The 25,727-nt window shown below is 41.0% G+C and carries 28 protein-coding genes; 19 read left to right on the top strand and 9 right to left on the bottom strand.

Annotated features, from left to right (window positions below; translation table 11 throughout):
• Positions 1-66: 66 nt before the first annotated feature.
• Both rnpA and yidD read left to right on the top strand, forming a co-directional pair.
• Positions 67-462, top strand: coding sequence for a ribonuclease P protein component (rnpA, locus tag P2W73_RS22380; protein WP_276504339.1), 396 nt, complete (start codon positions 67-69; stop codon positions 460-462).
• On the top strand, positions 459-689 hold the full coding sequence (gene yidD, locus P2W73_RS22385) for a membrane protein insertion efficiency factor YidD (protein ID WP_276504340.1): 231 nt from the start codon (positions 459-461) through the stop codon (positions 687-689). Before rnpA ends, yidD begins: the two co-directional genes overlap by 4 nt.
• Here the strand turns inward: yidD and P2W73_RS22390 are convergent, their stop codons facing one another.
• The 3 genes from P2W73_RS22390 to P2W73_RS22400 form a co-directional block, all read right to left on the bottom strand.
• Positions 690-1,187, bottom strand: a complete 498-nt coding sequence (locus tag P2W73_RS22390) for a DoxX family protein (protein ID WP_276504341.1) — start codon at positions 1,185-1,187, stop codon at positions 690-692. It abuts the gene before it with no gap.
• 109 nt (positions 1,188-1,296) lie between these two features.
• Positions 1,297-1,887 (bottom strand): Crp/Fnr family transcriptional regulator, encoded by a 591-nt coding sequence (locus P2W73_RS22395; protein WP_276504342.1) that lies wholly within the window; start codon positions 1,885-1,887, stop codon positions 1,297-1,299.
• A gap of 36 nt (positions 1,888-1,923) precedes the next feature.
• Entirely contained in the window at positions 1,924-2,841 is a 918-nt protein-coding gene (locus P2W73_RS22400; RefSeq protein WP_276504343.1) for a hydroxypyruvate isomerase family protein, read from the bottom strand.
• 148 nt (positions 2,842-2,989) lie between these two features.
• Here P2W73_RS22400 and P2W73_RS22405 point away from each other — a divergent pair, with 148 nt between their 5' ends.
• Together P2W73_RS22405 and P2W73_RS22410 are read left to right on the top strand one after the other, a co-directional pair.
• A complete protein-coding gene (locus tag P2W73_RS22405) occupies positions 2,990-3,955 on the top strand; it encodes a formylglycine-generating enzyme family protein (RefSeq protein ID WP_276504344.1) in 966 nt (321 codons plus the stop codon).
• Positions 3,956-3,966: 11 nt separating this feature from the next.
• On the top strand, positions 3,967-5,283 hold the full coding sequence (locus P2W73_RS22410) for a Gfo/Idh/MocA family protein (RefSeq protein WP_276504345.1): 1,317 nt from the start codon (positions 3,967-3,969) through the stop codon (positions 5,281-5,283).
• A 126-nt stretch (positions 5,284-5,409) separates the two neighbouring features.
• Here P2W73_RS22410 and P2W73_RS22415 read toward each other — a convergent pair whose 3' ends face one another.
• Positions 5,410-6,012 carry a superoxide dismutase gene (locus P2W73_RS22415; protein ID WP_276504346.1) on the bottom strand — a complete coding sequence of 201 codons (603 nt, stop codon included), beginning with the start codon at positions 6,010-6,012 and terminating at the stop codon, positions 5,410-5,412.
• 253 nt (positions 6,013-6,265) lie between these two features.
• Between P2W73_RS22415 and P2W73_RS22420 the strand changes: the two genes are divergently transcribed.
• On the top strand, positions 6,266-9,403 hold the full coding sequence (locus P2W73_RS22420) for a SusC/RagA family TonB-linked outer membrane protein (protein WP_276504347.1): 3,138 nt from the start codon (positions 6,266-6,268) through the stop codon (positions 9,401-9,403).
• Positions 9,404-9,414: 11 nt separating this feature from the next.
• Complete coding sequence (locus P2W73_RS22425) at positions 9,415-10,830, top strand: SusD/RagB family nutrient-binding outer membrane lipoprotein (RefSeq protein WP_276504348.1); 1,416 nt, start codon at positions 9,415-9,417, stop codon at positions 10,828-10,830.
• Positions 10,831-10,877: 47 nt separating this feature from the next.
• On the opposite strand, the gene P2W73_RS22430 is transcribed toward P2W73_RS22425, so the two are convergent.
• A complete protein-coding gene (locus P2W73_RS22430) occupies positions 10,878-11,189 on the bottom strand; it encodes a DUF6958 family protein (RefSeq protein WP_276504349.1) in 312 nt (103 codons plus the stop codon).
• A gap of 3 nt (positions 11,190-11,192) precedes the next feature.
• Positions 11,193-11,663 carry a nucleoside deaminase gene (locus tag P2W73_RS22435; RefSeq protein WP_276504350.1) on the bottom strand — a complete coding sequence of 157 codons (471 nt, stop codon included), beginning with the start codon at positions 11,661-11,663 and terminating at the stop codon, positions 11,193-11,195.
• A 208-nt stretch (positions 11,664-11,871) separates the two neighbouring features.
• On the opposite strand from P2W73_RS22435, the gene P2W73_RS22440 reads away from it, so the two are divergent.
• The 6 genes from P2W73_RS22440 (at position 11,872) to P2W73_RS22460 (ending at position 15,636) form a co-directional block, all read left to right on the top strand.
• Positions 11,872-12,099 (top strand): YtxH domain-containing protein, encoded by a 228-nt coding sequence (locus P2W73_RS22440; protein ID WP_276504351.1) that lies wholly within the window; start codon positions 11,872-11,874, stop codon positions 12,097-12,099.
• A gap of 412 nt (positions 12,100-12,511) precedes the next feature.
• On the top strand, positions 12,512-13,894 hold the full coding sequence (locus P2W73_RS22445; protein WP_276504352.1) for an aldehyde dehydrogenase: 1,383 nt from the start codon (positions 12,512-12,514) through the stop codon (positions 13,892-13,894).
• 75 nt (positions 13,895-13,969) lie between these two features.
• Positions 13,970-14,662: a glutathione peroxidase gene (locus P2W73_RS22450; protein ID WP_276504353.1), complete on the top strand. Its 693-nt coding sequence runs from the start codon at positions 13,970-13,972 to the stop codon at positions 14,660-14,662.
• Positions 14,663-14,725: 63 nt separating this feature from the next.
• Complete coding sequence (locus P2W73_RS22455; RefSeq protein WP_276504354.1) at positions 14,726-15,052, top strand: DMT family transporter; 327 nt, start codon at positions 14,726-14,728, stop codon at positions 15,050-15,052.
• A 184-nt stretch (positions 15,053-15,236) separates the two neighbouring features.
• Positions 15,237-15,401: a GxxExxY protein gene (locus P2W73_RS26565; protein WP_369127537.1), complete on the top strand. Its 165-nt coding sequence runs from the start codon at positions 15,237-15,239 to the stop codon at positions 15,399-15,401.
• Positions 15,367-15,636: a GxxExxY protein gene (locus P2W73_RS22460; protein ID WP_338116895.1), complete on the top strand. Its 270-nt coding sequence runs from the start codon at positions 15,367-15,369 to the stop codon at positions 15,634-15,636. The genes P2W73_RS26565 and P2W73_RS22460 overlap by 35 nt, the downstream gene beginning before the upstream one ends.
• A gap of 172 nt (positions 15,637-15,808) precedes the next feature.
• Here the strand turns inward: P2W73_RS22460 and P2W73_RS22465 are convergent, their stop codons facing one another.
• Together P2W73_RS22465 and dusB are read right to left on the bottom strand one after the other, a co-directional pair.
• Entirely contained in the window at positions 15,809-17,590 is a 1,782-nt protein-coding gene (locus tag P2W73_RS22465; protein ID WP_276504355.1) for a MutS-related protein, read from the bottom strand.
• Positions 17,591-17,752: 162 nt separating this feature from the next.
• A complete protein-coding gene (gene dusB / locus P2W73_RS22470) occupies positions 17,753-18,790 on the bottom strand; it encodes a tRNA dihydrouridine synthase DusB (RefSeq protein ID WP_276504356.1) in 1,038 nt (345 codons plus the stop codon).
• Between the two features lie 143 nt (positions 18,791-18,933).
• Here dusB and P2W73_RS22475 point away from each other — a divergent pair, with 143 nt between their 5' ends.
• The 5 genes from P2W73_RS22475 to P2W73_RS22495 all read left to right on the top strand — a co-directional run bounded on the left by P2W73_RS22475 (position 18,934) and on the right by P2W73_RS22495 (position 22,287).
• The gene (locus P2W73_RS22475; RefSeq protein ID WP_276504357.1) at positions 18,934-19,839 is read left to right on the top strand and encodes a CPBP family intramembrane glutamic endopeptidase; all 906 of its coding nucleotides are present in this window, start codon (positions 18,934-18,936) and stop codon (positions 19,837-19,839) included.
• A 61-nt stretch (positions 19,840-19,900) separates the two neighbouring features.
• On the top strand, positions 19,901-20,779 hold the full coding sequence (locus P2W73_RS22480; protein WP_276504358.1) for a phosphatidate cytidylyltransferase: 879 nt from the start codon (positions 19,901-19,903) through the stop codon (positions 20,777-20,779).
• A gap of 168 nt (positions 20,780-20,947) precedes the next feature.
• Entirely contained in the window at positions 20,948-21,604 is a 657-nt protein-coding gene (locus P2W73_RS22485) for a phosphatidylserine decarboxylase family protein (RefSeq protein WP_276504359.1), read from the top strand.
• Between the two features lie 159 nt (positions 21,605-21,763).
• On the top strand, positions 21,764-21,997 hold the full coding sequence (locus P2W73_RS22490; protein ID WP_276504360.1) for a hypothetical protein: 234 nt from the start codon (positions 21,764-21,766) through the stop codon (positions 21,995-21,997).
• On the top strand, positions 21,982-22,287 hold the full coding sequence (locus P2W73_RS22495; RefSeq protein WP_276504361.1) for a type II toxin-antitoxin system RelE/ParE family toxin: 306 nt from the start codon (positions 21,982-21,984) through the stop codon (positions 22,285-22,287). Before P2W73_RS22490 ends, P2W73_RS22495 begins: the two co-directional genes overlap by 16 nt.
• Here the strand turns inward: P2W73_RS22495 and P2W73_RS22500 are convergent.
• The gene (locus P2W73_RS22500) at positions 22,284-23,027 is read right to left on the bottom strand and encodes a YjjG family noncanonical pyrimidine nucleotidase (protein WP_276504362.1); all 744 of its coding nucleotides are present in this window, start codon (positions 23,025-23,027) and stop codon (positions 22,284-22,286) included. The genes P2W73_RS22495 and P2W73_RS22500 overlap by 4 nt on opposite strands.
• Before the next feature lie 48 nt (positions 23,028-23,075).
• Between P2W73_RS22500 and P2W73_RS22505 the strand changes: the two genes are divergently transcribed.
• Together P2W73_RS22505 and P2W73_RS22510 are read left to right on the top strand one after the other, a co-directional pair.
• Entirely contained in the window at positions 23,076-23,819 is a 744-nt protein-coding gene (locus tag P2W73_RS22505; protein WP_276504363.1) for an SDR family oxidoreductase, read from the top strand.
• Between the two features lie 106 nt (positions 23,820-23,925).
• On the top strand, positions 23,926-25,725 hold the full coding sequence (locus P2W73_RS22510) for a BatD family protein (protein WP_276504364.1): 1,800 nt from the start codon (positions 23,926-23,928) through the stop codon (positions 25,723-25,725).
• Positions 25,726-25,727 lie beyond the last annotated feature (2 nt).

Here is a 25,727-nt window from a genome sequence, read left to right on the forward strand (position 1 = left end):
TTCATTTAATTTTAGCCTCAAATTATTGGGGCTATTTTTATTCTTGATACTTTAATCGTCTGGTTCGTGGCTAAGCAATTTACACTGGGAAAAAAAGAAAGGCTGAAAAGCCGGAAACAAATAGAGCAGTTGTTTAGCAGTGGACAGCGGTTTATCATTCCTCCTTTTCGCATTTTTTATTCGTTCCAGCAAGCCGGTGGATCAATTTCATTACAGGCGGGATTTGCCGCCAGCAGCCGTGTTTTTAAGACAGCAGTAGAAAGAAATCGTGTCAAACGATTAACAAGGGAAGCTTACCGGCTACAAAAAAATGAGTTGCAGGCACAGCTAAAAGAACAAAACCAAAAGCTGAACGTTTTTTTTATTTATATCGGCAAGGAAATGCCGGCTTATGAAGAAGTCTATAAAAGTATACAGCTGGCATTAACCAGGCTCACCGGCATAGTCAAAAAAAGGCCTTGAAAAAACTTTTATACATATTAAGCCTCCCATTTATTGGACTGATAAAAATTTACCAGTCGGTCATTTCACCCTGGTTGGGTCCCAAATGCAGGTTCACACCTACCTGTTCTCATTATGCTGTCGAAGCGTTTAAAAAACATGGATTGTTTAAGGGATTTTGGCTTGCCTTAAAAAGAATTTCCAAATGTCATCCCTGGGGAGGCAGCGGGTATGACCCGGTACCCTAATCAGGCACGGGCCATTTGCTGCGGTATAATATTCTTGGGGCCTGCTTTCTTCTCCCATTTTTTATACAGCCACCGGTCTATCGAAAATTTGCCGCTGCCGTTAAAGGAAAGGACTGCTGCGATAGATAAAAACAAAATATCAAATTCAACTCCCTCGCCTTTTTGTGTATTAAGCCAGTTCATAAAGAAACCATGAGCTGAGTGGTCTACAATTAAAGCACCGACTATTACAATCCCCATCAGGGCTGCCATTATGCGGCCACCAGCACCAAGTATTAAAAAAATAGCTCCCACTGATTCAATTAAGATAATAAAAGCTGCCAGCACTGACGGCAAGCCCACAAAGTCAGTGAAATAGCGCATGCTTCCATTCCAGCCGAATCCGCCGAACCAGCCCAATGATTTCTGCAGGCCATGCCCCAGCATTACAACTCCTAATGTCATACGCAACAGCAGCCAGTTATAGCTATTTGTAGTTTTAAAAATGATGTTAAGCATATGAGTTTGCATTTAATTTTTAATTGCTATAAAAGAAATGAAACACAAAATTGCTTTCAGGAGCAGCGCTGTTCCAATAACACCAGTTAAGAAATGCGATTGATGTAGGTTAAGAGGCAGGTTTATTTTTAGTTCGCTGTCCACGTATCCTGCTCAGCGATTCAGGCTTGATGCCGAGATAAGAAGCTATATGATACTGCGGGAAACGTTTTTCAAATTGCGGGTAGCGGTTGATGAAATCAGTGTAGCGTTCTTCGGCCGATTGACTCATGTTGGCAATGATTCGTTGTTGCTGGGCGACAAAGGCATTTTGTATCAGTATCCGAAAAAATCGTTCAAACCTGGGGATCCCGCTATACAATTTCTCCAGCGATGGCTTGTCCAAACAAAATAATTCTGAGTCTTCCAATGCTTCCACATTGTAACGGGAAGGTGTTTGCGTAAAAAAACTATACAAATCACCGATCCACCAATCTTCAATGCCAAATAGCACCACATGCTCATAGCCTTTGTCGTCAACCGAAAAAGAACGCATGCTCCCCTTGTTGATGAAGGCTTCAAACCGGCATACATCACCTTCCTGTACGAGGTATTGATGCTTGCGCAGCTTCTTAATTTGAATAAGTGAAGTAAACTGATCTTTTTCTACAGGAGTAAGATCAATAAAGCGGGCTACATTATTAAGAATGCTTTCAAACATTGTTCAAATCGTTAAACAATCATTCAGCATACTCTCTTATAGAAAATCATCGCTTTCTCTATAGGCTTTTATTAAAGCCAGTTCTCCCTCTTTCCCAGGTTTTGAATTACCATGTTCCATTCCCATAACGCCCCTGTATCCTTTGTTATAAATGTATTTGAACACATTCTTATAATTGATCTCGCCGGTAGTCGGTTCCTTACGACCAGGATTATCGCCAATCTGGAAATACGCAATCTCACTCCATGCCCATTCAATATTTTTGATCAGGTTGCCTTCGTTCTTCTGCATGTGATAGGTATCATATAAGATTTTGCAGGAGGGGCTATTTACTCCACGGCAAATTTCATAGGCCTGGTCGGTAGTTCTTAAAAAAAGATTAGGTGTATCGCTCAATGCTTCCAATACCATGATGATGCCATGTGGCTCGAGGATTTCTGCACCTTTTTTTAAGCCATCGATTACATTTCCGGTTTGTATTCCTATCGGCAAATTTCTTTCAAAATCGCCGGGGACTACTGTCACCCACTTGGCATTTACTCTTTTCGCTGCTTCTACGGATTGACGGCAACCCTGCAGAAAAATATCGATGTACTCTTTTTTACCGGCTGCAAGGGAGTTGGCAGAATTACCACCCTTTGGCACCACAAACACACCCATTGTCATCCCCAGCTTTGCGAGAGTTTCGCCGATTTTGGTTTGTTGTTCAGTGCTACGGCCGGTCAACCCATTATCTTCAATGGAGCGAAATCCTTTATCATAAGCGAACTTTATCTGGTCGATAAAATCATCGCCGCCATGATTTTTAAACATGCCATCGTGAAAGGCATAGTTGAGATTAAAAGGCCTATCAGCCGTTTGTTCTTTTTTATTTTCTTTTCCAAAAAGTTGAGTGGCGGTAGTGAGAGAAGCTCCGGCAAGCACACCGTTGCGTACAAAATTTCTGCGATTCATAAGTTTAGTTGAGCCTTCAATTTAATCATATATTTTATTCAAAAACAAAAGATTTAACAGAAAAAACGGGATGCAAACGATTGTATAATTTTTTTCGTCTGTTGGATATTGTGCATTTTAACTGAGAACTTGTTTTATCTTCGGAGCGATGAAAAAATCGATTTTGTTTGTGCTTGCTGCAGGTGGCTTTTATTCCTTACAGGCTCAACCATCCACTACTGATACGGAGTTTAAAAAGTATGAACAGGACATACCTGGTTCTTCCCTGAAATTTTCAATGGTTCCCATTCCTGCCGGGACGTTTGTGATGGGCAGCAGTGAGAAAGATAAAGCCAAAGAAGCTGATGAAATGCCCCAGCATGCCGTAAAAATTAGTCCATTCTGGATGGGTGCTTATGAAGTAACCTACGACGAGTTTAACCAGTTTTTCCTGGATGCCTCCCTTAGCCAGAATATTGCAACAGATGCGGTCACGAGACCCAGTTCGCCGTATATTGATATGACATTAGGAATGGGAAAAGACGGTGGCTTTCCGGCCAACAGTATGCAGCAGTATGGTGCGTTGATGTATTGCAAATGGCTGTATAAAAAAACAGGCGTCTACTATCGTTTACCCACAGAGGCTGAGTGGGAATATGCATGCCGTGCCGGTTCAACGACTGCCTATCCATTTGGTGACGATATTGCTAAATTAGGTGAGTATGCCTGGTATAGTAAGAACAGCGAAAATAAATATCATAAGGTAGGTCAGAAGAAACCGAATGCGTGGGGCTTGTATGATATGCTGGGAAATGTAGGCGAGTGGGTATTGGATCAATATCAGCCGGATTATTACAGTTCATTATCCGGAACAACCACAGACCCGGTTCGCCTGCCCGAAACAAGGCATCCGCGAACGGTAAAAGGCGGGGCTTATAACAGCGAAGCAAAAGATCTGCGCAGTGCTGATCGACTGATGTCAGATCCTGTCTGGAACAGGAGAGATCCGCAAATTCCAAAAAGTAAATGGTGGAATGCCGACGCACCTTTTGTCGGTTTCAGAATTGTAAGACCAACAGTACAGCCCACCGAAGAAGAAGTTGAAACATTTTTTCAAACATATCTTGGATTTTAAAAACAACAACCATGAACATGGATAACCAAAACAATAGCCGGAGAGAGTTTGTGAAGCAATCTTCACTGATTGCCGGCGGATTGCTTGCCGCTCCTTTATTCAGTAAAGCCAATTTTTTTTCGGGCTCTGATGATGTTATCAAGATTGCATTAATTGGTTGCGGCGGTCGTGGCACAGGCGCTGCCATGCAAGCCTTGCTATCGAAACAAAATGTAAAATTGGTGGCGATGGCGGATGCCTTTAGCGACAGGCTGGAAGGATGCTTAAAAACCATACAAAACGAAGACGCTTCGCTTAAAGACAAAATTGACGTGCCTGCCGAAAGGAAATTTGTTGGCTTCGACGCTTACTTAAAAGCTATTCCGCTTGCTGATGTGGTAATATTGACAACACCTCCCGGTTTCCGGCCAATTCATTTTGAAGAAGCGATCAAACAAAACAAACATGTGTTTATGGAGAAACCTGTAGCTACTGATCCTGCAGGTATAAAAAAAGTGTTGGATGCCGCTGAAATAGCAAAACAGAAAAAATTGAATGTGGTGGTGGGATTACAACGCCGTTACCAGAATTCTTACCGTGAATTATACAAACGAAAAAACCTGATTGGCGATATTACTTCTGCACAGGTTTGGTGGAATAATGATGGGGTGTGGGTAAAGAAACGTCAGTATGGTCAAACGGAAATGGAATATCAAATGCGCAACTGGTATTACTTCAACTGGCTTTGCGGTGATCATATTACTGAGCAACATATTCATAATATCGATGTGATGAACTGGTTCAAAGGCGCCTACCCTGTAAAAGCGCAAGGCATGGGCGGTCGCCAGGTAAGAAAAGGAAAAGACCATGGTGAGATTTTTGATCATCACTATGTTGAGTTTGTATATGCTGATGGTTCCATACTAAATAGTCAATGCCGTCATATTCCCGGTACCGCCAGTCGTGTGGATGAAATGTTGATCGGTACAAAAGGTGTGATACATGGTGACGCCGCTGTAATCAAAGATCCAAAAGGGAAAGAGTTATTCCGTTTTGATAAAAAAGGAGAAAACAATCCATATCAAAACGAGCATGATGAGTTGTTTGCTGCTATTGCAAAAGGTGAATACAAATTTGCTGATGCAGAAAACGGGGCAAAGAGTACCATGACTTCTATTATGGGAAGAATGGCTACCTACAGCGGCCAGATAATTGAATGGGATAAAGCAATCAATTCCGGTATTGATATTATGCCGAAGAAATTCGACTGGAATGCATTGCCCCCGGTACTTCCCGACGATGATGGATATTATCCAGTGGCAGTTCCCGGTAAGACGAAATATTTTTAGTCTGAACCATGATTTATAGGATTATCTGATTGGGAAGATTTAACCTTAAATAAAAGAAGCTTTCGGTTTGTACGAAAGCTTCTTTATTTCTAATAAATCTTTAAATCTTAAAAATCCTGGTTCAGACTATTTGGCCTTATTGTAATGCTCCGCCACTTTATCCCAGTTGATTACATTCCAGATAGCTTTCAAATAATCAGGACGTTTGTTTTGATACTTCAGGTAGTAGGCATGTTCCCATACATCAATACCAAGGATTGGCGTTCCTTTTACTTCGGCTACATCCATCAGCGGATTATCCTGGTTAGGCGTTGAGGTTACTTCCAGTTTACCATCTTTTACGATCAGCCATGCCCAACCTGATCCAAACCGGGTAACACCTGCTGTATTTACTTTTTCCTGTAATGCTTCTAATGAACCAAATGTTGCATTGATATCATCTGCCAATTTTCCGGAAGGTTTGGCTGGTGTTGCTGAAAGCAGTTCCCAGAAAAAACTGTGGTTCCAATGACCGCCGCCATTGTTGCGAACAGCAGGAGAAATTTTTCCTGCATTGGCTATCAGTTCCCCGATCGATTTATTTTCATGCTCCGTCCCGGCAATTGCTTTATTAAGATTGTCAACATAAGCCTGGTGATGTTTTCCATGATGAATCTCCATCGTCTGTTTGTCGATATGCGGTTCCAATGCATCGGGTGCATAAGGAAGCGCAGGTAGTGTAAATGCCATAACTATTGATTTAGGGTTGTAAAAAATTGCTATGTGTTTGAAACGGATAACAAATTTATTGCCTTACTGTTGACTCAGCGTCAATAATCTTGAATAGCCGTAAATTTTTCCAGGTTGCGTTTTTTTGCGGGGTAAATCGCAAGTTCTGAAAGATTTCACCAATTTTTCCTGATAATCCGGGCAATTCGAAGCCGCTTTTTGCCTAATTTTCATGTCTGCTATTAAATCAACTGCACACTTAAAACTAATTCAAATGAGAAGATTACTCCATCTGCTCTGTTGGCTACTCATTTTTCCCATCTGTGTTTTTAGCCAATCCAGACAAATTACCGGCGTGATAAAGGACAATAAGCAGCAAAATGTTCCTTTCGCTACCATCACACAAAAAGGAACTACAGCATCCGCTGTGGCTGATGAGAAAGGCCAGTTTACAATCAATGTTACTGGGGACAACGTTACCCTGGTTGTTTCATCAAGTGGCTTTGCGCAAAAAGAAATTGCTTTAGGGTCGGGCAGTTTTTACGAAGTACAGCTTGAGGAAACAGGAAGTTTATCCGAAGTAGTGGTGACTGCCCTGGGTATATCAAAAGAAAAGAAGGCATTAGGATACGCCACCCAGGAAGTAAAATCATCCGATTTAAATATAAACCGTCAACCCAATCTTGTCAATGCACTGCAGGGTAAGGTAGCCGGTGCGACCATTTCAAGCGTAGGTGGAGGTCCCGGACAAGGTGCTACAATAAGAATCAGGGGCATTAACTCTATTGATGTAACACAGACAAATGATCCTTTGTTTGTAATCGATGGTATTATATTGGACAATAGTACATCTACTGCAGGTTCCGGTTCTGGTTATAATGTAAGATCTGTCGGTAACCGGGCATCAGACATTAACCCGGAAGATATTGAAACCATCAATATCCTGAAAGGAGGTGCCGCTACAGCCTTATATGGACTAAGGGGGTCAAATGGTGTAGTGGTGATCACTACAAAGAAAGGAAAGGGCGATGGTATAAGAGTGAATTTAACCAGCACTTATGGCTTTGACGAAATCAATAAGACGCCGGAAATACAACAGATCTATACTGCCGGTATTTTGGGAGTTTATACACCGATAGGCTTAGGACCAGCCTGGGGGCCTACTATTGAAGAGGCGAAAGCAGGTACCGGCCCTGGAAATGTGGCTCCTGATCCTATACACCCGGACAAACTCTTTAATAATTATAAGAATGCTTTTAATACAGGCAAGCAGTTTCGTAATTCGATCAACATGACCGGGGGTGGCGAAGTCATCAAATTCTTTTCTTCCGTTTCCTATTTCGATCAGGAAGGTATGCTTCCCTTTACCGATTATAAAAACATTTCGGGTAGGCTAAATACAGATGTCAAAATAAGTTCGAAGCTTAAGGCGTCTTTGAATATGAATTACACGAACTCGGGTGGTTATCGATATGATGCAGATCGCTTCGGTGAAAGTCTTACTTATTTTTCAGGAAGATGGGATGTAAGAGATTATCGTAATCCCGATGGAACCCAGTTGTGGCGCGGTACGAATAATCCTATTTACGGAGCTGCAACCAACAGGCTTAAAGACAAAGTAAATCGTTTTGTGGGTGGTATTTCATTAGGATATGACCCCTTCAAATGGTTAAATTTCAGCTATAGGATAGGCAGTGACATTTATACAGATAATCGGTTTCGTACAGCTCCTGGTCCTATGGGCATTCCGGGTGAAAGACTTTATGATAATGCTGATGGTTTTGTGGGAGAATACAACACCAATTACCGGGCTATCAACTCAACTTTACTGGCAACGCTTACTTCCAAATTTGGAGAAGACTTTTCCGGCACCTTGCGCATGGGACATGAATTACTGGACAGAAAAACGACCTACAGGGGAGTACTGGGATCAAAATTGGGCATGTATAATTGGTTCAATCTAAGAAATGCGGCGGTGCTGACGGCTGAAGACAATGCAAGCCAATACAGGTTGATGGGACTTTTTGCAGAAGCAACATTGGCTTATAAAGATTTTCTTTATTTATCCGTTACTGGCAGAAATGATATCACGTCTTCTCTTCGTAAACCAAACAATTCCTTCTTTTATCCTTCTGTCAGCTTGAGCTATTTATTTTCTCAGAATCTTCAGTTACCAGATTTTATCAGTTATGGTAAAGTGAGGTTTTCTTATGCTAAGATTGGTAAAGACGCATTGCCTTACAGTACATCAACCGGCTATTCGGCTTACACTCTTCTTCCTGCAGGTATTACCGGTTTTACGAGGGGAGCTAATTTAGGTGATCCGGATCTTCGTCCTGAGTTTACAAACACCTTTGAGGGTGGTCTTGAAATGAACTTCCTTAAAAACAGGCTTGGCTTTGACTTGACCTACTATCATTCTGTAAGTGAGGACCAGATCATTAACGTGAATGTAAGTTCCGCCACCGGTTATGTACGTGCTGCAGTAAACTCTGGTAGTATGCGCAACAAAGGAATAGAATTGATCCTTCGTGGTACACCAGTTCGCAATACTAATTTCTCCTGGGATGTTAATCTGAATTTTTCAGCCAACCGTAATAAAATACTTAGTATAAGAGAAGGCTTAACAGAAATTTCCTATGGCGGATCAAGCGGAGGATATCTTAACTCACCTGTAACCATGAAGCTTATCCCCGGAGAAGCCTATGGAAATATTTATGGTACACATTACAAGCGTTATTATGGCAATGATAAAGAAGACCCGGTAAGGACAGATAAATCAAGACCAATGATCATTGGTGCAAATGGCTTCCCTGTTCTGGCACCAGTGTCAAGTCAGAAACTATTGGGTAATTCACAACCAGATTGGGTAGGTGGGATTTCCAATACGCTTACTTACAAAAATCTGTCGCTTTCAATGTTGGTGGATGCCCGTTGGGGAATGGAAAGATTCAACCGTCTTGAAAATTTCAATGCAGCATTCGGTATAGCTGACTACACGGCTGATCGGAGATCCTATAGAGTGTTTGAAGGAGTATTGGCTGACGGTACACCCAATACGAAACAAGTATGGCTTGACCAGGGGATAGGTCCTGATGGAGTAAACTACGGTGAAGGTTACTATCGTACTAATTACCGCGCCATATCCGAGCCTTTTGTCCAGGATGCATCATGGATTCGTTTGCGCTCAGCCAGTCTTGGGTATTCATTACCAAAAAAATGGTTACCAAAGTCTGTTATTAAAAATGCATCGTTGACAGTTACAGGAAACAATTTAATCCTGATTACAGATTACTATGGGTTGGATCCTGAAAGTATCTCAGCAGACAGTGGAAGTAATGTAGATGGATCTTCAGGATTTACTTATCCTGCTGCGAGAACAATATTATTCACCCTTAATGTAGGATTCTAAAAAAAATATTTATGAATAAGAAATATATAATTCCAATTTTATTTCTTTCTGTTGGAACGATCTTTCTACAGAGCTGCAGTAAAGATTATTTCGATCTGAATGAAAATCCAAACCAGGTTGCTGAGCCCACCTTAGGCACACTGTTGACTACGGCAACTCATAAAACGGGCATCAACAGTTACAATGTCAGCAGTATTACTTCGACATATGTACAATACCTTGCCAACCCTTCTGCCAGCGCATCACCAGACATATACCAGATAGTAGACTATACGGGCACCTGGGATGCCCTGTATTTTTCAATGGCTGATATCTCTGATTTAAAAAAGCTGGCTGTTGAAAAAGGTTCAAGTGAATACGTTGGAGCAGCTGATGTAATGCTGGCCTATCACCTTAATTTGGTTACCGATCTATGGGGTGATGCACCTTTTTCTGATGCATTTAAAAAAGAGGTACTTACTCCTGCGTATGATTCACAGGAAGACTTATATGCAACGGCAATGGGCTTATTGGATGAAGCGATCACTGAGCTGGAAAAAACAGATGCAACAATTAAATTGGCTGCAACAAGTGATCTGATCCATGGAGGAAATAGAGAAAAATGGCGGAAAACAGCAAATGCATTAAAAGCCCGGATGCTAATCAAATTGAGCAAGCAAAGCAGTTATAATCCTGCGTCGGTGTTGGCAGCTGTTGACAGTGCCTTTAAGTCAAATGCCGATGATGCAGGCATGGCTTCTTTCCAGTTAAGAAACAACTGGTCGCAGGTAGCGAGGAATAATGCGAGCCTCACACTAGGCGGCTGGCTTTCCGAGCAACTAATTGATCATTTAAATGGCGTGACTTATGGTGTTTTCGATCCCCGCATCAGGAAGATCACTGATCCTACTGTCAACAATGTTTTTATCGGTACTATAAACGGAGCTGGCAACAGGCCCCCGGGAAATAATACAGTTAAAGATGAATGTTATGTAGCGGTAAGCTCTCCATGGACAAGCGAGACAGCTCCCTTACTTATTATGACTTATGCCGAACTTAAGTTTATAGAAGCAGAAGCAGCATTGGCTACTAATCCCGACCGGGCATATGCCGCATACCTCGCAGGTATCAATGCTAATATGGATAAACTACAAGTGCCTGCCGGTGCAGAAAGAACTGACTACATTACTGCAGCATCTGTTGGTGCGGCTGCTCTCACGAAAGAACTCATCTTCAAAGAAAAGTATATAGCGACTTATTTAAATCCGGAAGCATGGAACGATGCCCGCCGCCATGATTATGCATACAAAGATTTTACATTACCTCAAAATGCTGTTTTGACTACATTTATTAGAAGGCTGGAGTATCCAACAGGTGAAAGAAGCAAGAACGGAAAAAATGTTCCATCAGTAGGTTCCTTGGCTGATAAACTTTGGTGGGATCAATAAAAAATTATAGTTAGTAAGTTGATAAGGGTCGTAAGAAATTACGGCCCTTATTTTTTCAGCCGGTTGAGCTTCTTTCCCTTTTCAACAAAAGTCTCTACAATACCTCTTGTTTCTAGGTCGAGTCGTATAGAAATAGTGTACCAGGGTATTGAGCGTTTAAAGTCCGGCATTTTTTTTCGAATGATTGTTACTACGTCATCCGTCAACTCTGTAAATGTTTTGCCCTTGCTTCCCTTCAAACTTTGCAGGATAGCAGCTTTGAACGGCTCATAGATGGCGGCATCAAATTGTCGTTCGGTTCCAGTTTCAGGATGCGTTACAATGATTTTCTTAGCGACCGGTTTTGTTGCTTTTACCATAAGCTACCTTTTGGGTTTAAAAAAATCTTTCATCAGTTTGGCGCAATCTTCTTTTAGTACGCCTCTTATCAGCTCTGTTTTGGGATGAAAAGGCCAAGCCCCCTCCCAACCTCCCCCTGTGGGGGAGGGGCTGCCACGCATCATTTTTTTGTAACCATTTTTTTCATCATCGGCGCCATACACGATCTTGCCCAGCTTACTCCAATAAATAGCGCCGGCGCACATCAGGCAGGGCTCTACAGTTACGTACAAAGTTGCGTCGGGCAAATACTTGCTGCCTAGTGAATTAAATGCGGAAGTAAGGGCAATCATTTCCGCATGTGCAGTAGGATCATTTAATTTTTCTGTCATATTTCGACCCCTTGCGATCACTTTTTCATTTACTACCACCACGGCACCAATCGGAATTTCATCCTCTTCAAAAGCCAGCCGGGCTTCCTTCAGCGCCAGCATCATAAAATATTCATGTGTCATATAAAAAAGGATGAACCATACAATTTTCGGGGTAAATCAATAAGGTTCGCTGTTGAAACTTTTAGCAAATACCAGTTGAATTTCTTCAATAAGGAACCAATAGCAACGTGAAATTACAAAATGCCCGTGCAACAATTTTTTTGGAGCGTGGCATGATATTTTGGTAGATTAGAGAAACCGTTTCTTTTTAACCTTTAAAATAATCGTTATGAATAAATTACTCATTGGTTTTTGCGCAGGGTTACTGACAGGAATTCTTTTTGCCCCGGCAAAAGGATCAGAAACCCGTGAAACAATTTCAAACAGGGGCAGAGATTTAAAAAATAGATTCAATGACCTTGTTGACTCGATTACGGATAAATTCGATTCGATGAAAGAAGATGTTGAAGACTTTGCCCGGCAGGAAACCCGTTCCTATAAGAACGAAATGATTTGAGATAACTGCTTTTAAAAAAATAAAAGCATCTGCGAAGCCGTAGATGCTTTATTATTTTTCAATAGGTATGAGTACAATAATTGCCTGATTTTTTTCAGGCAATTAATTGCTATCATAGAGATAGACGGAACTCACAGTAATATGCATATATGCCTAAAGGTTAAGGATCACTAATATAAAGCAACAATTTTAGGGCCAACTAAAAACGTCTATTATTTCATGATCAGTATTTTATTCATGGTACCAGGGCGTCTTTTTTCTTAATTCTCTCAATGAGTGTTTTTTATGCCGGGGTCCAGTGATCAACGACTAAAAATGGAGATTTTTTTCGAAGACCTATTTGTCGCCAGCCTGTAGACATTTTTCTACAGAACACTTCTATTTCCTAACTTGACCTGACTAAACCGAATGGATGAATACAGTAGTATCTAATGAACAACTTGCTGATAGCAGGCAATTTTTTGAAAGTGGAGCAACAACAGCCTACGAATTTCGCAAAACGCAGCTGGTAAAACTTAAAACAGCAATTGTCAACCACGAGCAGGCATTATACAAAGCATTGAATGATGACCTGAAAAAAAGTCCGGAGGAAAGTTGGGTGACTGAGATCGGTTTTGTGTTGGCTGAAATAAACAATGCACTTAGAAATTTAAAGCGTTGGATGGAGCCGGAGCGGGTAGCAACAAACCTTGTCAACCTTCCTTCGTCAAGTAAAGTGATGAAAGAGTCCTTGGGAGTTGTACTGATCATCGGACCCTGGAACTATCCCTTTCAATTATTGATTAATCCCCTGGTTGGAGCGATCGCCGCAGGTAATTGTGTTGTTTTAAAACCCAGTGAATCTGCTCCTGCCACCGCGGCCGCGATCAAAAAAATAGTGGAAGAAACATTTGAGCCATCCTATATTTTATATGTGGAAGGTGAAGGAGCAACAGTCGTTCCACACATGATGAAGAGTTTTGTGTTTGATCATGTTTTTTATACAGGCAATACGGTTGTAGGACAAATGATTTACAAAATGGCGGCTGAAAACCTGGTACCGGTTACATTGGAGCTAGGTGGAAAAAGTCCCTGCGTGGTAGAAGACGATGCTGATATTAAGGTAGCCGCCAGGAGAATCGCGGTAGCAAAGTTCTCCAATTCGGGCCAAATGTGCGTAGCGCCAGATTATGTGCTCGTAGATGCTTCAAAAAAAGACGAATTGATAGCTGCGTTAAAATCATCGATCATAAACTTCTTCGGCGAAAGACCGGAAGAGAGCTATAGCTACGGCAGAATGATCAACGAGAAACAATTTAACCGGGTGCTCAACTATCTATCACAGGGCACAGTTGAGCATGGCGGAAGAGTAAATAAAGAAACTCTTTTTATCGAACCAACTATATTAACCAATCTATCAACAGATTCTGCTGTAATGCAGGAAGAGATTTTCGGTCCAGTTCTACCGGTTATTTCATTCGCCAACACGGTGGAAGCCAAAGCTATTATTCGCCTTAATCCCAATCCGCTGGCCTTTTATATTTTTACTTCCAGCAAAAAAAAGGAAAAAGAATGGCTGGAGTCTGTTTCATTTGGTGGGGGATGTGTAAATAACAGCAGCTGGCATTTAACCAATCATCACCTGCCTTTTGGTGGGAGAGGTTTTAGCGGAACCGGTAATTACCATGGAAAGTATTCATTTGATACGTTTAGTCATAAAAAAGCAGTAATGAAAACGCCAACCTGGGTTGATCCAAATATCAAGTATCCCCCGTTTGATGGCAGGCTGGCTTTATTTAAAAAATTGATCAGGTAAAAATGAACAATGAGAAAAACCAGGCGAGAGCAGGTTCAACAGGTTTTGGGTACACATAGATTTAAATCTTTTCAGATGCGCAGTAAACTAAAAAGATTCCTGGTTGTAATATTCCTATTGACAGGTATCTTTTTTGCATGGGTTGCTATTGTGAACAGAAATTCAAAAACTATGACTTATCGGCAAAAGGTTCTGAAATCTGTTTATCCGGCGCTGATGTGGTTTAATAAATTAACCGGCAAAAAAACAAAAGTGATGGAACATTCAGAAGGTACAACAACCTTAAGATCTATTCATGATCTTTCTGTGCATTTAAATGATGGCAGTGAATTGGAATTGGGAGCTTTTAAAGGCAAAAAGATCTTGCTGGTCAATACGGCCAGCGATTGCGGCTACACCAATCAATACGAGGACCTTCAAAAATTATACGATGATAATAAAGATAAACTAGTCGTCATTGCTTTTCCGGCCAATGACTTTAAAGAACAGGAGAAAGGAAGCGACCAGGAGATTGCTGCTTTTTGTAAAAAGAATTATGGTATCTCTTTTCCCTTAGCTAAAAAAAGCGTGGTGGTAAAAAGCGATAAACAAAATGAAGTTTTCAAATGGCTCACCTATCCTGAATTGAACGGCTGGAATGATCAGCAACCTACCTGGAACTTTTGCAAATACCTGGTAGATGAAGATGGAAAGTTGATCAAGTATTTTGATACGGCGGTTTCTCCTTTAAGCGAGGAGGTGACCAGCGCCATTAATCTTGCTGAGTAATTTAAGCGGGTTTCCTGTTACCAGTTTCCGGTATCTTGCAATTTTATCATCAATTTTTAATGCATGAATTGGATGCTGTTAATTATTGCCGGTTTGTTTGAAGTTGGATTTGCCACCTGCCTTGGAAAAGCGAGGGAAACAGGAAGCAATACTACATTATGGATGATTGGCTTCTTTTTTTGTCTTGCGATCAGCATGTTCCTTTTATACAAAGCATCTCAAACGTTGCCCATCGGTACAGCCTATGCTGTATGGACCGGAATTGGTGCGGTGGGTACTGTATTGATGGGTATTATTTTCTTTAAAGAGCCTGCCGATTTTTGGCGGTTGTTTTTTATCACGATGCTGATAGGTTCTATAATCGGGTTGAAAACAGTTTCTTCTCATTAAGCTAAGAGCTCAAAGGAGGGAAAGAGTAAAAGAGTCAGATCGAAATGTCTCTTTTTTGGCATATCATTTCAAACGCATGTGTGAGTTGTCTCTTGTGTAAATTAGTGCACAAGGAGAAGTAACTGAACAGCCCATCCATTTCAACTCCTTTTCTCTTTTGATCTCTTAGCCTCAGCTTTGAAAGATGGATATAAATGTTCTTACAGGAATAGTAGTTGATATATGTATAAAAATACATTTAAAGATTGGCCCTGGATGTTTTGAAAGAGTATACGAAGAGTTATTATATTATGAATTGACCAAGCAGGGAATAAATAAATGTCAAGAGGCAAATATTGCTACCAATTGATTATGAAGAATTGCATATAGAAAAAGCATACAAGCTGGATTTATTAGTGGAAGAAAAATTGATTCTTGAGTTGAAAACGTTGTATCCATTGCCGTTAGTTTCATTTGACCAAATCCGGACGCATTTATCACTATTAGACCTTAAATATGGAATGTTGCTCAATTTTAAGGTCTCGTTAATGAAAGAAGGTATTCACAGGGTTTTTAATAATAAAGGGAGAGAAAGTTTGGGCTAAGAGTTCAATGAGGAAAGAATTGTCCCGAGCACTCCTTTCCTGGCATAGCGTGTTAAAGGCAGTGCGTGAAAAAGGGTAAAGAGGATATGAATACATCGCTCAAATAAAGGGAATCTTATTGTCAGGCAGATATTTTCACCCAACTCTTTCTCTCCTTTTCTCTCTTGAGCTCTTAGTCTATCACTCCCATCTTCTTCATCAAAAACGAAGCGCTGAGTTTAGTGCAGACACCGTCTTTTAGTTTATAGTCAAAAACCAGCTCGTCATTGATGATCTCCGATTCAAAACACTTGTTACTGATATAGCCATTGTTTTCTTCCGCCAGTTTGGACACCGTAAGGTCATGTGTGGCAATGATGCCGCAGGCATTAGCCGACACTAATTTGCGGATGAGACCAATGGTGCCATTGTGTTTATCATTACTATTGGTGCCCCGTAGAATTTCGTCCAATATCACAAAGGTTTTTTCTCCCTCATTCAATTGTTCTATGATGCTATGCAATCTTTTTAACTCTGCATAGAAGAACGACTCACTATCCTGCAGGGAGTCAGTGATCCGCATGCTTACATGCACGGCATACGGATAAAAGCTAAATTGATCGGCACATGTATTGCTTCCAGCTCTTGCCAGCACCAGGTTAATGCCAAGAGTACGAAGGAAAGTGCTTTTGCCTGACATATTGGAGCCTGTAAGGATCACAAACCGGTGTTCGGCAAATGAAATGCTGTTTGTAATTCTCTTTTCACTTCGAATTAATGGGTGTCCCATATTAATGGCTACAAGAGTTTCTCTTTGGGTCAACTGCGGGCGACAAAATGATTTGTTATTAAAAGAGAGATTGGCGAAGCAGTTCAGGGCCTCTGCTTCACCCAAAAGCTCCAGCCATGGCAGTACATGGTTGCCATTTTTTTGTTTCCACTTTTCCAGTGCATATAAGACATGAATATGAAAAAGAAAAAGCCCGTTCAATAAAATGCTTACGACGAGATTGATAATTGTTTCGAGATAATTAAACAAGGAAGCCAGTCTTGCAATAGATCGGGAAGCCATGATCTCGCCTGTTTTCAAACCTTGTTGCAGCTGTTTCAACAAAGATGACTGGAAGGATTGTGTTTCCAATTGATGCAACTGACCGGCAAACTGCTGTAGTATTTTGGTGACAGAAGTAGAGACGGATAAGTGCGCCGATATTTTTTTGGCAAATACACCGGCAATAATCAAATTGACGATAAACAGGTAATAAAAAGTATTTAACGCAGCTTCCTGCTCTGAAGCAAAATAGTATACCAGGCAGGTGATAGTAGCAAAAGGAAAAAGCATTAACAGCCAGTAAACTGTTCGATTGGTAAAACCAGGTTTGGCGGTTAACCATGCCTTGAGCTGTTGCAATTCTTTTTCTTTAGTATCGAGCAATGAACCGTGGGCCTGGAGGTGTTGCCGAAAGTCCAATTTGTGTGCTAACTCTTCAATCGCATCCTGCCGTTCATTTATTTGTTTAAGATCGGGATGCAGCAGCGATTTCGCCAGTGCTTCTTTTCCATAGGAAGTACTGGTTCTGTTGAGCCATGCAAATAAACCGCCTTCGCCAAACAGGTCAAGATCATAAGAATAGGGGTGATGCGGATCGGTGTATTCTTTACCATCTGCGTATACTGAAGGCTGACCTTTTAAAAAGTCAATTTCATTGCTGTTTAGTTTAGCGAGTTCTTTATAGAAGGATGCACTGCTTTGCAATTTGTCATATACCCGGATAAACAGGAGGAAGATGATAAGTGAAACAATAGTCGAAATGATTAAAATGCGGTCGCCGGTTTGAATAGATTTAAAACCGAGATAAATAAAACCACAGAAAAATAATAACCGAAAGAAGCTAAACCAGCGGAGTTGTTGGGTCAATGCATTAGCCCTGGCAGTATATTTTGACAGAAGAGATTGATAAGTGATTAATGGCATTATTTGATATTGTTGAATGAAGAACAGAACGATGAACGGAGCGTCGCAACGGAAGATGATAGTGGTAGTGCAGCTCGCTTAATAACAATATAAACCTTCAATAATTTCAGTAATTCGAATTCAATAAACGACTTTCAAACACCCCTTTAGGGGATGGGGGTATTATACCGGGCATTTCTCATGATAGTTTACCAGTTCAATAGGCGCATGCTCAAATTCATAACCGGCATAGGTGGTAACTATTTCGTCCAGCACAGCATTTATCTCCTCCTCTGTTTTCAATGTCACCAGGCGATTGCGAAATTCTTTTATATTGGGCAATCCTTTGAGATAGTTAGCATAATGCCGGCGCATTTCATTGATGCCAACAATATGATTTTTCCACTCCACAGATTTACGTAGATGTTTACGGCAAACTTCCACCCTGTCTTCAATGGTTGGCGCAGGAAGGTGCTCACCGGTTTGTATGAAATGTTTGATCTCGTCAAAGATCCATGGATAACCAATAGCTGCGCGGCCAATCATAATGCCATCGACGCCGTAACGATTTTTATATTCTACTGCTTTTTCAGGTGAATCAATATCGCCATTTCCAAAAATGGGAATTTGAATGCGGGGGTTATTCTTCACTTTTCCGATCAGTGTCCAATCCGCTTCGCCTTTATACATCTGGGTGCGGGTACGGCCATGAATTGCCAACGCTTTAATCCCAACATCCTGTAATCTTTCCGCTACTTCTTCAATATTCCTGGTATTGTCATCCCAGCCCAAGCGGGTCTTGACGGTAACCGGAAGTGACGTGGATTTGACAACGGCTGACGTTAAACGCACCATCAGGTCGATATCTTTTAATACGCCGGCGCCTGCTCCTTTCAATGCAACTTTTTTTACGGGGCAGCCAAAATTGATATCCAGCAGATCAGGATTGGTGACTTCCACAATCTTAGCAGCCAGCGACAGGCTTTCTTCATCACCACCAAAGATTTGGATACCTACCGGACGTTCATATTCAAAAATGTCCAGCTTTTTACGGCTTTTGATAGCATCCCGGATCAGGCCTTCTGATGAAATAAACTCGGTGTACATCAGGTCGGCACCCTTATCCTTACAAACGGCACGAAAGGGCGGATCGCTGACGTCTTCCATAGGAGCCAGTAAAAGTGGAAATTCCGGGAGTGATATATTGCCTATTTTAACCATGCTGATTTAAAACTGGGCATTGACAGTAAATGGGTTAGAAAAGAAATCCATTGTTAAAGACTGTCATCTGCCAACTGTCCTCTATTTTTGCCTGCCGCCTTCCGGCGGAAGCCTGCAAATTTACAGACTTATTGCTGAAAACTATGTATGATAACGATTCTAAGGGCATTTCTTACCTGGCCGGTTTTTTTATGCTGATTGTATTTGTTATAGCTGGCTTGGCGTTGGCTGCCACCTTGCGTGACCAAATATGGATACAAATGACAGGAAAAGGGCTTGACGAGCTGGAAAAAGGGATGAGTGACCCTACTCATAGTGATGCGATAAAAATCATTCAAAGCCTAACAACTGTCCTTGGATTTTTTGTTCCTTCAATTGTCACGGCGTTTTTACTTAACAGGCGGCCGTTTACCTTATTGGGATTTTCGTCAGCTGGCATCCGATTAAGCCAGATTGGACTAGTAATATTATTAATAGGCGCTTCTTTATTCGTTGCAACATCATTATCGCATATTACCAATAATCTTCCTCTGCCACAAGGCTGGAGAATACAGTTTAATAAAATGGAGGAAGTATATAACCAGCAGGTGTCGGCTATCATTAATTTGAAAAGTGTTAGTGATTATATTCTTGCGTTGATTATTATGGCTTTTTTACCGGCTGTGTGTGAAGAGACTTTGTTTCGGGGTGGATTGCAAAATTTTTTAACTCGTGGCACAGGTTGGCCATGGTTGTCGATTGTAATAGTGAGTGCCTTATTTAGTCTTGTTCATTTCTCAGGTTACGGATTTTTATCTCGATTATTTCTGGGTGTTGTTCTGGGAGCAATGTTTTATTATTCCGGTAAACTCTGGTTGAGCATACTGGCACATTTTATTAATAATGCGCTTGCGATTACTTTATTGTATATGTCCATTCAACAGGGTAAACCAATACAGGAAGCGATGAAGCAGGATGCCAATACGTTTTGGGGAATCGTTGCGGTGCCAGTGGTAATTGTATTGTTTGTGGCATTTAAAAGAGTTTCAACCAGCAAACGGCTCACCTGAAAAGGATAGCGTATAGCCCATACAATTCCAAAACTTAAAACCAAAAACTTTTTACTCCAACATGGCGTTTAACTGGCAAACATTCCGGACGAGGGCATTAACAGCGATTGTGTTTGTAGTGGTAATGCTTGGCGGTTTGCTATGGAATCATTGGAGTTTTTTGGTGTTGTTTTCTGTTATTCATTTTGGTTGCTGGTGGGAATATTTCAAACTGGTAGAAAAAATTAATACCACCTATTTTCACATTTATACAAAGCTGGGTTTGATGTTGATCGGTTATGGCCTGATGCTTTGGTTTTGCGGACCTGTTTACAACCTAGCTGGTTATGGATTGAAAGAAAATTTTTCATTGCCGGTATCTGCAGCCGGATTTTTTTTATTACTGACGGGAATTTTTCAGAAATACAAAGTTGAATTAAAATCATTTGGCGCTGCGGCATTGGGACTTATTTATATATCATTGAGTTGGGGGTTGATGATGAATTTGCGAATTGATGAGATTATAGACATTGGTTCTGAAGGAGGCGATTTCTTTAAAGACAATAACGGCTTCCTAATACCAATGCTGATAATTTTTTCTATATGGATCAATGATACGATGGCTTATATAGTCGGCTCACTGATTGGAAAAACTCCATTGTCCAAAATATCGCCAAAAAAAACCTGGGAGGGAACCGTCGGAGGTGTTATTCTAGCCGTAACTGTTATTACCTTTTTTTTGCAACCTCTTTTGTATTGGAAATATCTTTTGGCAATTTCTTTAATTGCTGCTATTGCCGGGACCTTCGGCGATCTCCTCGAGTCCAAACTAAAACGTATGGCCGGCGTAAAAGACAGTGGTCAAATCATGCCCGGTCATGGCGGATTCCTGGATCGATTTGATTCATTAGTGTTTGCAACTCCTTTTGTTTGGCTCTATGTAAATTTTTTCATGCTATAGATCTGCTTCCCATTTCCAGACAAAACCGTTTACTAGCAGGTATCATTTTCTTGCAGAAATTTTCAAATCAAATGAAACTAGTGTGAATATTCGTGACTGTGCGGTAGCAAGTCTCTCTTTAGGGGGATTTAGGGGGCTTCACTATATTTGCAGCTCAATATCAACCTAATGACCATCCATAAAGAAGGATATCCTACGTTAGCCTGGAGTGCCATTATTTTAGCTGTTATCAATCTGCTTTCATTTTACCTGTTAAGTTTTGACTACCCGGTTATTACAGCTATCATTGCCATTGTCACCGTTGGGTTGTTTATTTTCCTGGTTTCTTTTTTCCGCGTTCCCAAAAGAGTACCTACAATTAATGAAAACGCCATTGTTGCCCCGGCAGACGGCAAAGTAGTGACCATCGAAGAGGTTCAGGCCGATGAATATTTTAATGATCGCCGCATACAGGTTTCCATTTTTATGAGCCCGTTAAATGTGCATGTCAACCGCAACCCGGTGAGTGGCGAAGTCATGTATAGCAAATATCATAAAGGAAAATACCTGGTAGCCTGGCATCCGAAATCGTCTACGGAAAACGAACGGCACAGTGTTGTTTATAGAAAAGATGGAAAAGAAATTTTGGTAAAACAAATTGCGGGAGCATTGGCCAAACGAATTGTGAACTATTTACAGGCTGGGCAAGTGGTGAAGCAAACGGATGAAATGGGTTTTATCAAGTTTGGTTCAAGAGTTGATCTCTTATTGCCGCTAGGCACAAAAATAAATGTCAAAATAGGTGATACGCCGCAGGGTGGTGTAACAGTGATTGCGGAATGGTAAGACCCTCTAAATCTCCCTAAAGGGGAGACTTTATTGCTCGCAGACCCACTTAGTTGAAATGGACTTACCTGAAACGTATGATCCACAGCATTTAAATTATTTTCCCACCGGTTTCATAAAATTATCGGTATAAACTAACTTTAATAAAATAGTTATTTTATGGGTACAGGGGAAATGCGGAAAAAAGTAAAAAAATATATTGACGAAGCAGACGATCACGTTGTTAAGTTGGTTTATTCTATGCTTGAAGCGGATAGGAGGGATGACTGGTGGAACGATCTCTCAAAAGATATTCAAAATAGTATTTTAAAGGCAGAAAAAGAATTAAAAGAAGGGAAAGGTATTCCACATGAAGCAGTAATGAAAAAGTACGGCAAATGGCTTACAAAATAATTTGGTCTCCTGAAGCTGTAAAGACCTTTGACCGAATTGTTGAATACATTTCAATAAATTTTACGAATAAAGAAGTCGCCGTTTTTATTAACACTGTAAACAGGAAATTGCTGATAATGGCTGAATTTCCAAGGACTTCCCGCACCATAACGCTTGCTTCAAGAAGAAGAAAAGCTGTAATTCATAAACGAACTGTTCTTTTCTATTCAATTCGGGAAAGAAGAAAAGAGATTGAGCTTCTTTCTTTTGTTGATACCCGTCAAAACAACCGTTGGCTAAAAAAGAACTAAAAAATACTTTCCAACTCCTTTAATGAACTCACGGTATATGTAGGTTTGACATCCGTAGTTATCCCGATATGGTTCACAAAGACCTGGTCAATGCCGGCATTCATAGCGCCTACTATATCCACTTCAATAGTATCCCCGATCATAATGCTGGTAGCAGGATTGGCATTCGTTTTTTGAAAAGCGTATTCAAAAATCTCTTTGTTGGGTTTTATGCTATTGGAGCCTTCGGAAGTGATTACTTCTTTAAAAAAACCTGCGAGTCCGGAATATTTTAGCTTATTGTGTTGCACGGTTTCAAAGCCATTCGTAATGAGATGCAGCTCGTAGTTTTTATCAACCAGGTATTGTAATATTTCTTTGGTGTGAGGAAACAAGATATTGCGGGTAGGTAAAAGGTCCAGGAATTGCACATTCATCTTTTCGGATAATTCTTCATCAGCTATTTTGAAATCAAGCAAGGCCAGCCGCATTCTTTTTATTCGCAGTTCATCCTGTTTGATTAGCCCTTTGCGGTAATGTTCCCATAGATGATCATTATGAACCAGGTAGTTTTTATAAAACAGCGTGAAGTCATGTACGCCTCTTTCCTGCAAACTCAAATCTTCATATAATGTTTCAAGTGTAAGCCGGGCATTGGCTTCAAAGTCCCACAGGGTATGATCCAGATCGAAGAAAAGATGTTTGTATTTGCCCCCGGCGCCTAAAGGGGGGGATGGAGCATGCTTTTTATTTATATTCATTCTTCTATTCAGCGTTAAGTTTGCAAATTACAGAACAAAATTTTAGTTATGGACACTCATCACTCCCCTTTAGGGGTTGGGGGCATGAATATTGTAATTACCGGTGCATCAAAAGGAATTGGAAAGGCAATCGCTGAAAAATTCGCGGACGACAAACAAGGGCATAGTTTCTTTTTATGTTCCCGTAATATAGAATCGCTGCAGGTAACAGGCAAAGAATTGCAGGGACGTTTTCCCCGCACCAGTATCTATACCCGGCAATGCGATGTAAGTATAAAAGAAGAAGTAAAAAAATTCGCCAACTGGGTGATGGAGCAAGTGGATAGAATTGATATCCTGGTTAATAATGCAGGACCCTTTATTCCCGGCAATGTGTATGATGAAGAAGATGGTGTGCTGGAAGAAATGTTAGCAGCTCACCTGCTGGGTCCCTATCATCTCACCCGGATGTTTATACCCGGCATGGTCAAACAGAAAAGTGGTCATATCTTCAATATTTGCTCGATAGCTTCCCTAGAGGCTTATCCTAATGGCGGTTCTTATAGTATCAGCAAATTTGCTTTGGCCGGGTTTTCTAAAAATCTGCGGCATGAAATGAAGCCTTATGGAGTCAAAGTCACGGCAGTTTACCCCGGTGCGGCTTACACCGATTCATGGAAAAGCGCCGGCATCGACCCTGAGCGGATCATGCAGGCAGAGGATATTGCCCGGATGGTCTATACAACTGCTTTGCTTTCACCACAGGCATGTGTGGAAGATATTGTGATGAGGCCGCAATTAGGTGACCTTTGAACCCCTGCCCATAAAGGGGAAAATTTTCGAAACAGGAAAAACTTTTCCATTCATCCCATTTGCGTTATTTCTCATTTATGGTTTTTTATTTTTAGTAAATGATTTGATGAAGAAATTTTTTTCACATACAACCATTTTTTTATTGTTGATGCAGCCTTACATCTGCACGCAAGCGCAATTGGTTTTTAAAACTATTGTGACGCAGGGGCCTATTGTGGCGGGTGAACCTTTCCAGGTGCAGTATGTGCTGGAAAACCTGGACAAAGAAGACGAATTTTTCCCACCGGATTTTAAAGGATTTAGGTCTGTCAGCGGACCAAATGTCTATGTTGGGTCAGCATATGGCATTGATGGCGCCAGCAAACTAAAAAATATTGTGTATACGCTTGTAGCGGCAAAGCCCGGCAAGTTTATTATTCCCGGTGCAGCCGCAAGAGTTGGAGATAACTATATAAAAAGTCAGAATGCGGAGATCGAAATACTGAGTAAAGCTGCGGCAGGTAGCCGCGGCTCGCAGCAGGAATTAATGGAACCTAATGAAGATTATTTTTTAGCACCGGGTGAAGATCCTTATGAAAAAATGCGTCACAATCTTTTTATGAAAGTGGCGGTTGACAAAAAGGCCTGTTATGTTGGCGAGCCGGTCACTGCTATTTTCAAGTTGTATTCAAGACTGGAATCCAAATCAGACATCGTTAAGAACCCGGGATTTTATGGATTTACCGTGCAGGATATGATCAGCCTGAACAATAAGATGATGATGACCGAAGTAGTAGGCGGAAAAAAATTCGATGTGCATGTCGTCAGGAAAGTGCAATTGTATCCATTGCAGGCAGGACAGTTTACCATTGATCCAATGGAAGTGCAGAATAAAGTAGAATTTTCAAAAAGTGCTGTGCACAAAAAAACGGAACAGGAAATCGTGGAAGGTGTTTTCCCGGAGGCAAGGAGTATTGAAAAAGAAAACACGGTGGTCTATGAAAATAATATGCGTACCGAAGCGATTGCTATTGCGGTAAAAGCAACCCCATCAAAAAATAAACCTGCTGAATTCAATGGCGCCACCGGGAAATTTTCTATTGATGCGTTTGTAGAAAAGAGTGAATTGGCGAAAAATGAAGAGGCCGACCTCGTCATCATCATAAGTGGTAAAGGAAATTTTACCCAGTTATCTCCACCCGCCGTGCAATGGCCTGCAGGAATTGAAGGTCTTGAACCCATCATCAAAGATTATTTATCACACGAAACTTCCCCAATGACCGGAAGGCGGGAATTTCATTTCCGGTTTGTATCCGCCAAACCCGGCAGGTATGAGTTGCCAGCTATCAATTTTTCTTTTTTCAATCCCGATAGCAATGACTACAAAAAACTAATTACTAAACCGATCAGCATTAGCATAACCGGCAAAGAAAAAAAGTTTGTTGCGGAAAAAAATAATGGGTTCGCAACCCCCGGAAATGGCGCCTATAAAAAATGGAGCTTATTAGCCCTGTTGATTGCACTCGGAACCTTGCTATTTTTTTGGATAAGAAAGAGGAAAAAAATCAAACCAGTACCGGAATTGCAGGAAACGAAATCTGCACCAAATATTCAATGGTTACAACCTGCCGTTATTTTATCTGAAGCCGACGACAAAACTTTTTATACCAACCTGCGAAACGGTGTCTGGACTTTTCTCAGCGAACAGTTCAATTTAAGAGGAAGCAAAGCCAATAAAGCAAACTTGTTGCAGGCGATGAACGGGGCGGGAATTGAGGGGAAAGAACAAAAGGAGATACTGGATATTTTGGAGCAATGCGAAACGGGTATTTTTATCAATGCAGATACAATCGGTATGGATAAAATGAAGTTGCTGGAAAGAGCTAAATTATCCATAGAGAAAATAAGCCAGCGAACAAGGCAATAAGT

Origin of the sequence: Terrimonas pollutisoli (genome assembly GCF_029360765.1) — a bacterium.
Taxonomy (GTDB): domain Bacteria; phylum Bacteroidota; class Bacteroidia; order Chitinophagales; family Chitinophagaceae; genus Terrimonas_B; species Terrimonas_B pollutisoli.

Excerpts from the sequence above, each read along its gene's own strand:
- P2W73_RS22390 (WP_276504341.1), bottom strand. The coding sequence starts at position 1,187 with ATGCTTAACATCATTTTTAAAACTACAAATAGCTATAACTGGCTGCTG.
- P2W73_RS22395 (WP_276504342.1), bottom strand. The coding sequence starts at position 1,887 with ATGTTTGAAAGCATTCTTAATAATGTAGCCCGCTTTATTGATCTTACT.
- P2W73_RS22400 (WP_276504343.1), bottom strand. The coding sequence starts at position 2,841 with ATGAATCGCAGAAATTTTGTACGCAACGGTGTGCTTGCCGGAGCTTCT.
- P2W73_RS22405 (WP_276504344.1), top strand. The coding sequence starts at position 2,990 with ATGAAAAAATCGATTTTGTTTGTGCTTGCTGCAGGTGGCTTTTATTCC.
- P2W73_RS22410 (WP_276504345.1), top strand. The coding sequence starts at position 3,967 with ATGAACATGGATAACCAAAACAATAGCCGGAGAGAGTTTGTGAAGCAA.
- P2W73_RS22415 (WP_276504346.1), bottom strand. The coding sequence starts at position 6,012 with ATGGCATTTACACTACCTGCGCTTCCTTATGCACCCGATGCATTGGAA.
- P2W73_RS22420 (WP_276504347.1), top strand. The coding sequence starts at position 6,266 with ATGAGAAGATTACTCCATCTGCTCTGTTGGCTACTCATTTTTCCCATC.
- P2W73_RS22425 (WP_276504348.1), top strand. The coding sequence starts at position 9,415 with ATGAATAAGAAATATATAATTCCAATTTTATTTCTTTCTGTTGGAACG.
- P2W73_RS22430 (WP_276504349.1), bottom strand. The coding sequence starts at position 11,189 with ATGGTAAAAGCAACAAAACCGGTCGCTAAGAAAATCATTGTAACGCAT.
- P2W73_RS22435 (WP_276504350.1), bottom strand. The coding sequence starts at position 11,663 with ATGACACATGAATATTTTATGATGCTGGCGCTGAAGGAAGCCCGGCTG.
- P2W73_RS22440 (WP_276504351.1), top strand. The coding sequence starts at position 11,872 with ATGAATAAATTACTCATTGGTTTTTGCGCAGGGTTACTGACAGGAATT.
- P2W73_RS22445 (WP_276504352.1), top strand. The coding sequence starts at position 12,512 with ATGAATACAGTAGTATCTAATGAACAACTTGCTGATAGCAGGCAATTT.
- P2W73_RS22450 (WP_276504353.1), top strand. The coding sequence starts at position 13,970 with ATGCGCAGTAAACTAAAAAGATTCCTGGTTGTAATATTCCTATTGACA.
- P2W73_RS22455 (WP_276504354.1), top strand. The coding sequence starts at position 14,726 with ATGAATTGGATGCTGTTAATTATTGCCGGTTTGTTTGAAGTTGGATTT.
- P2W73_RS26565 (WP_369127537.1), top strand. The coding sequence starts at position 15,237 with ATGGATATAAATGTTCTTACAGGAATAGTAGTTGATATATGTATAAAA.
- P2W73_RS22465 (WP_276504355.1), bottom strand. The coding sequence starts at position 17,590 with ATGCCATTAATCACTTATCAATCTCTTCTGTCAAAATATACTGCCAGG.
- dusB (WP_276504356.1), bottom strand. The coding sequence starts at position 18,790 with ATGGTTAAAATAGGCAATATATCACTCCCGGAATTTCCACTTTTACTG.
- P2W73_RS22475 (WP_276504357.1), top strand. The coding sequence starts at position 18,934 with ATGTATGATAACGATTCTAAGGGCATTTCTTACCTGGCCGGTTTTTTT.
- P2W73_RS22480 (WP_276504358.1), top strand. The coding sequence starts at position 19,901 with ATGGCGTTTAACTGGCAAACATTCCGGACGAGGGCATTAACAGCGATT.
- P2W73_RS22485 (WP_276504359.1), top strand. The coding sequence starts at position 20,948 with ATGACCATCCATAAAGAAGGATATCCTACGTTAGCCTGGAGTGCCATT.
- P2W73_RS22490 (WP_276504360.1), top strand. The coding sequence starts at position 21,764 with ATGGGTACAGGGGAAATGCGGAAAAAAGTAAAAAAATATATTGACGAA.
- P2W73_RS22495 (WP_276504361.1), top strand. The coding sequence starts at position 21,982 with ATGGCTTACAAAATAATTTGGTCTCCTGAAGCTGTAAAGACCTTTGAC.
- P2W73_RS22500 (WP_276504362.1), bottom strand. The coding sequence starts at position 23,027 with ATGAATATAAATAAAAAGCATGCTCCATCCCCCCCTTTAGGCGCCGGG.
- P2W73_RS22505 (WP_276504363.1), top strand. The coding sequence starts at position 23,076 with ATGGACACTCATCACTCCCCTTTAGGGGTTGGGGGCATGAATATTGTA.
- P2W73_RS22510 (WP_276504364.1), top strand. The coding sequence starts at position 23,926 with ATGAAGAAATTTTTTTCACATACAACCATTTTTTTATTGTTGATGCAG.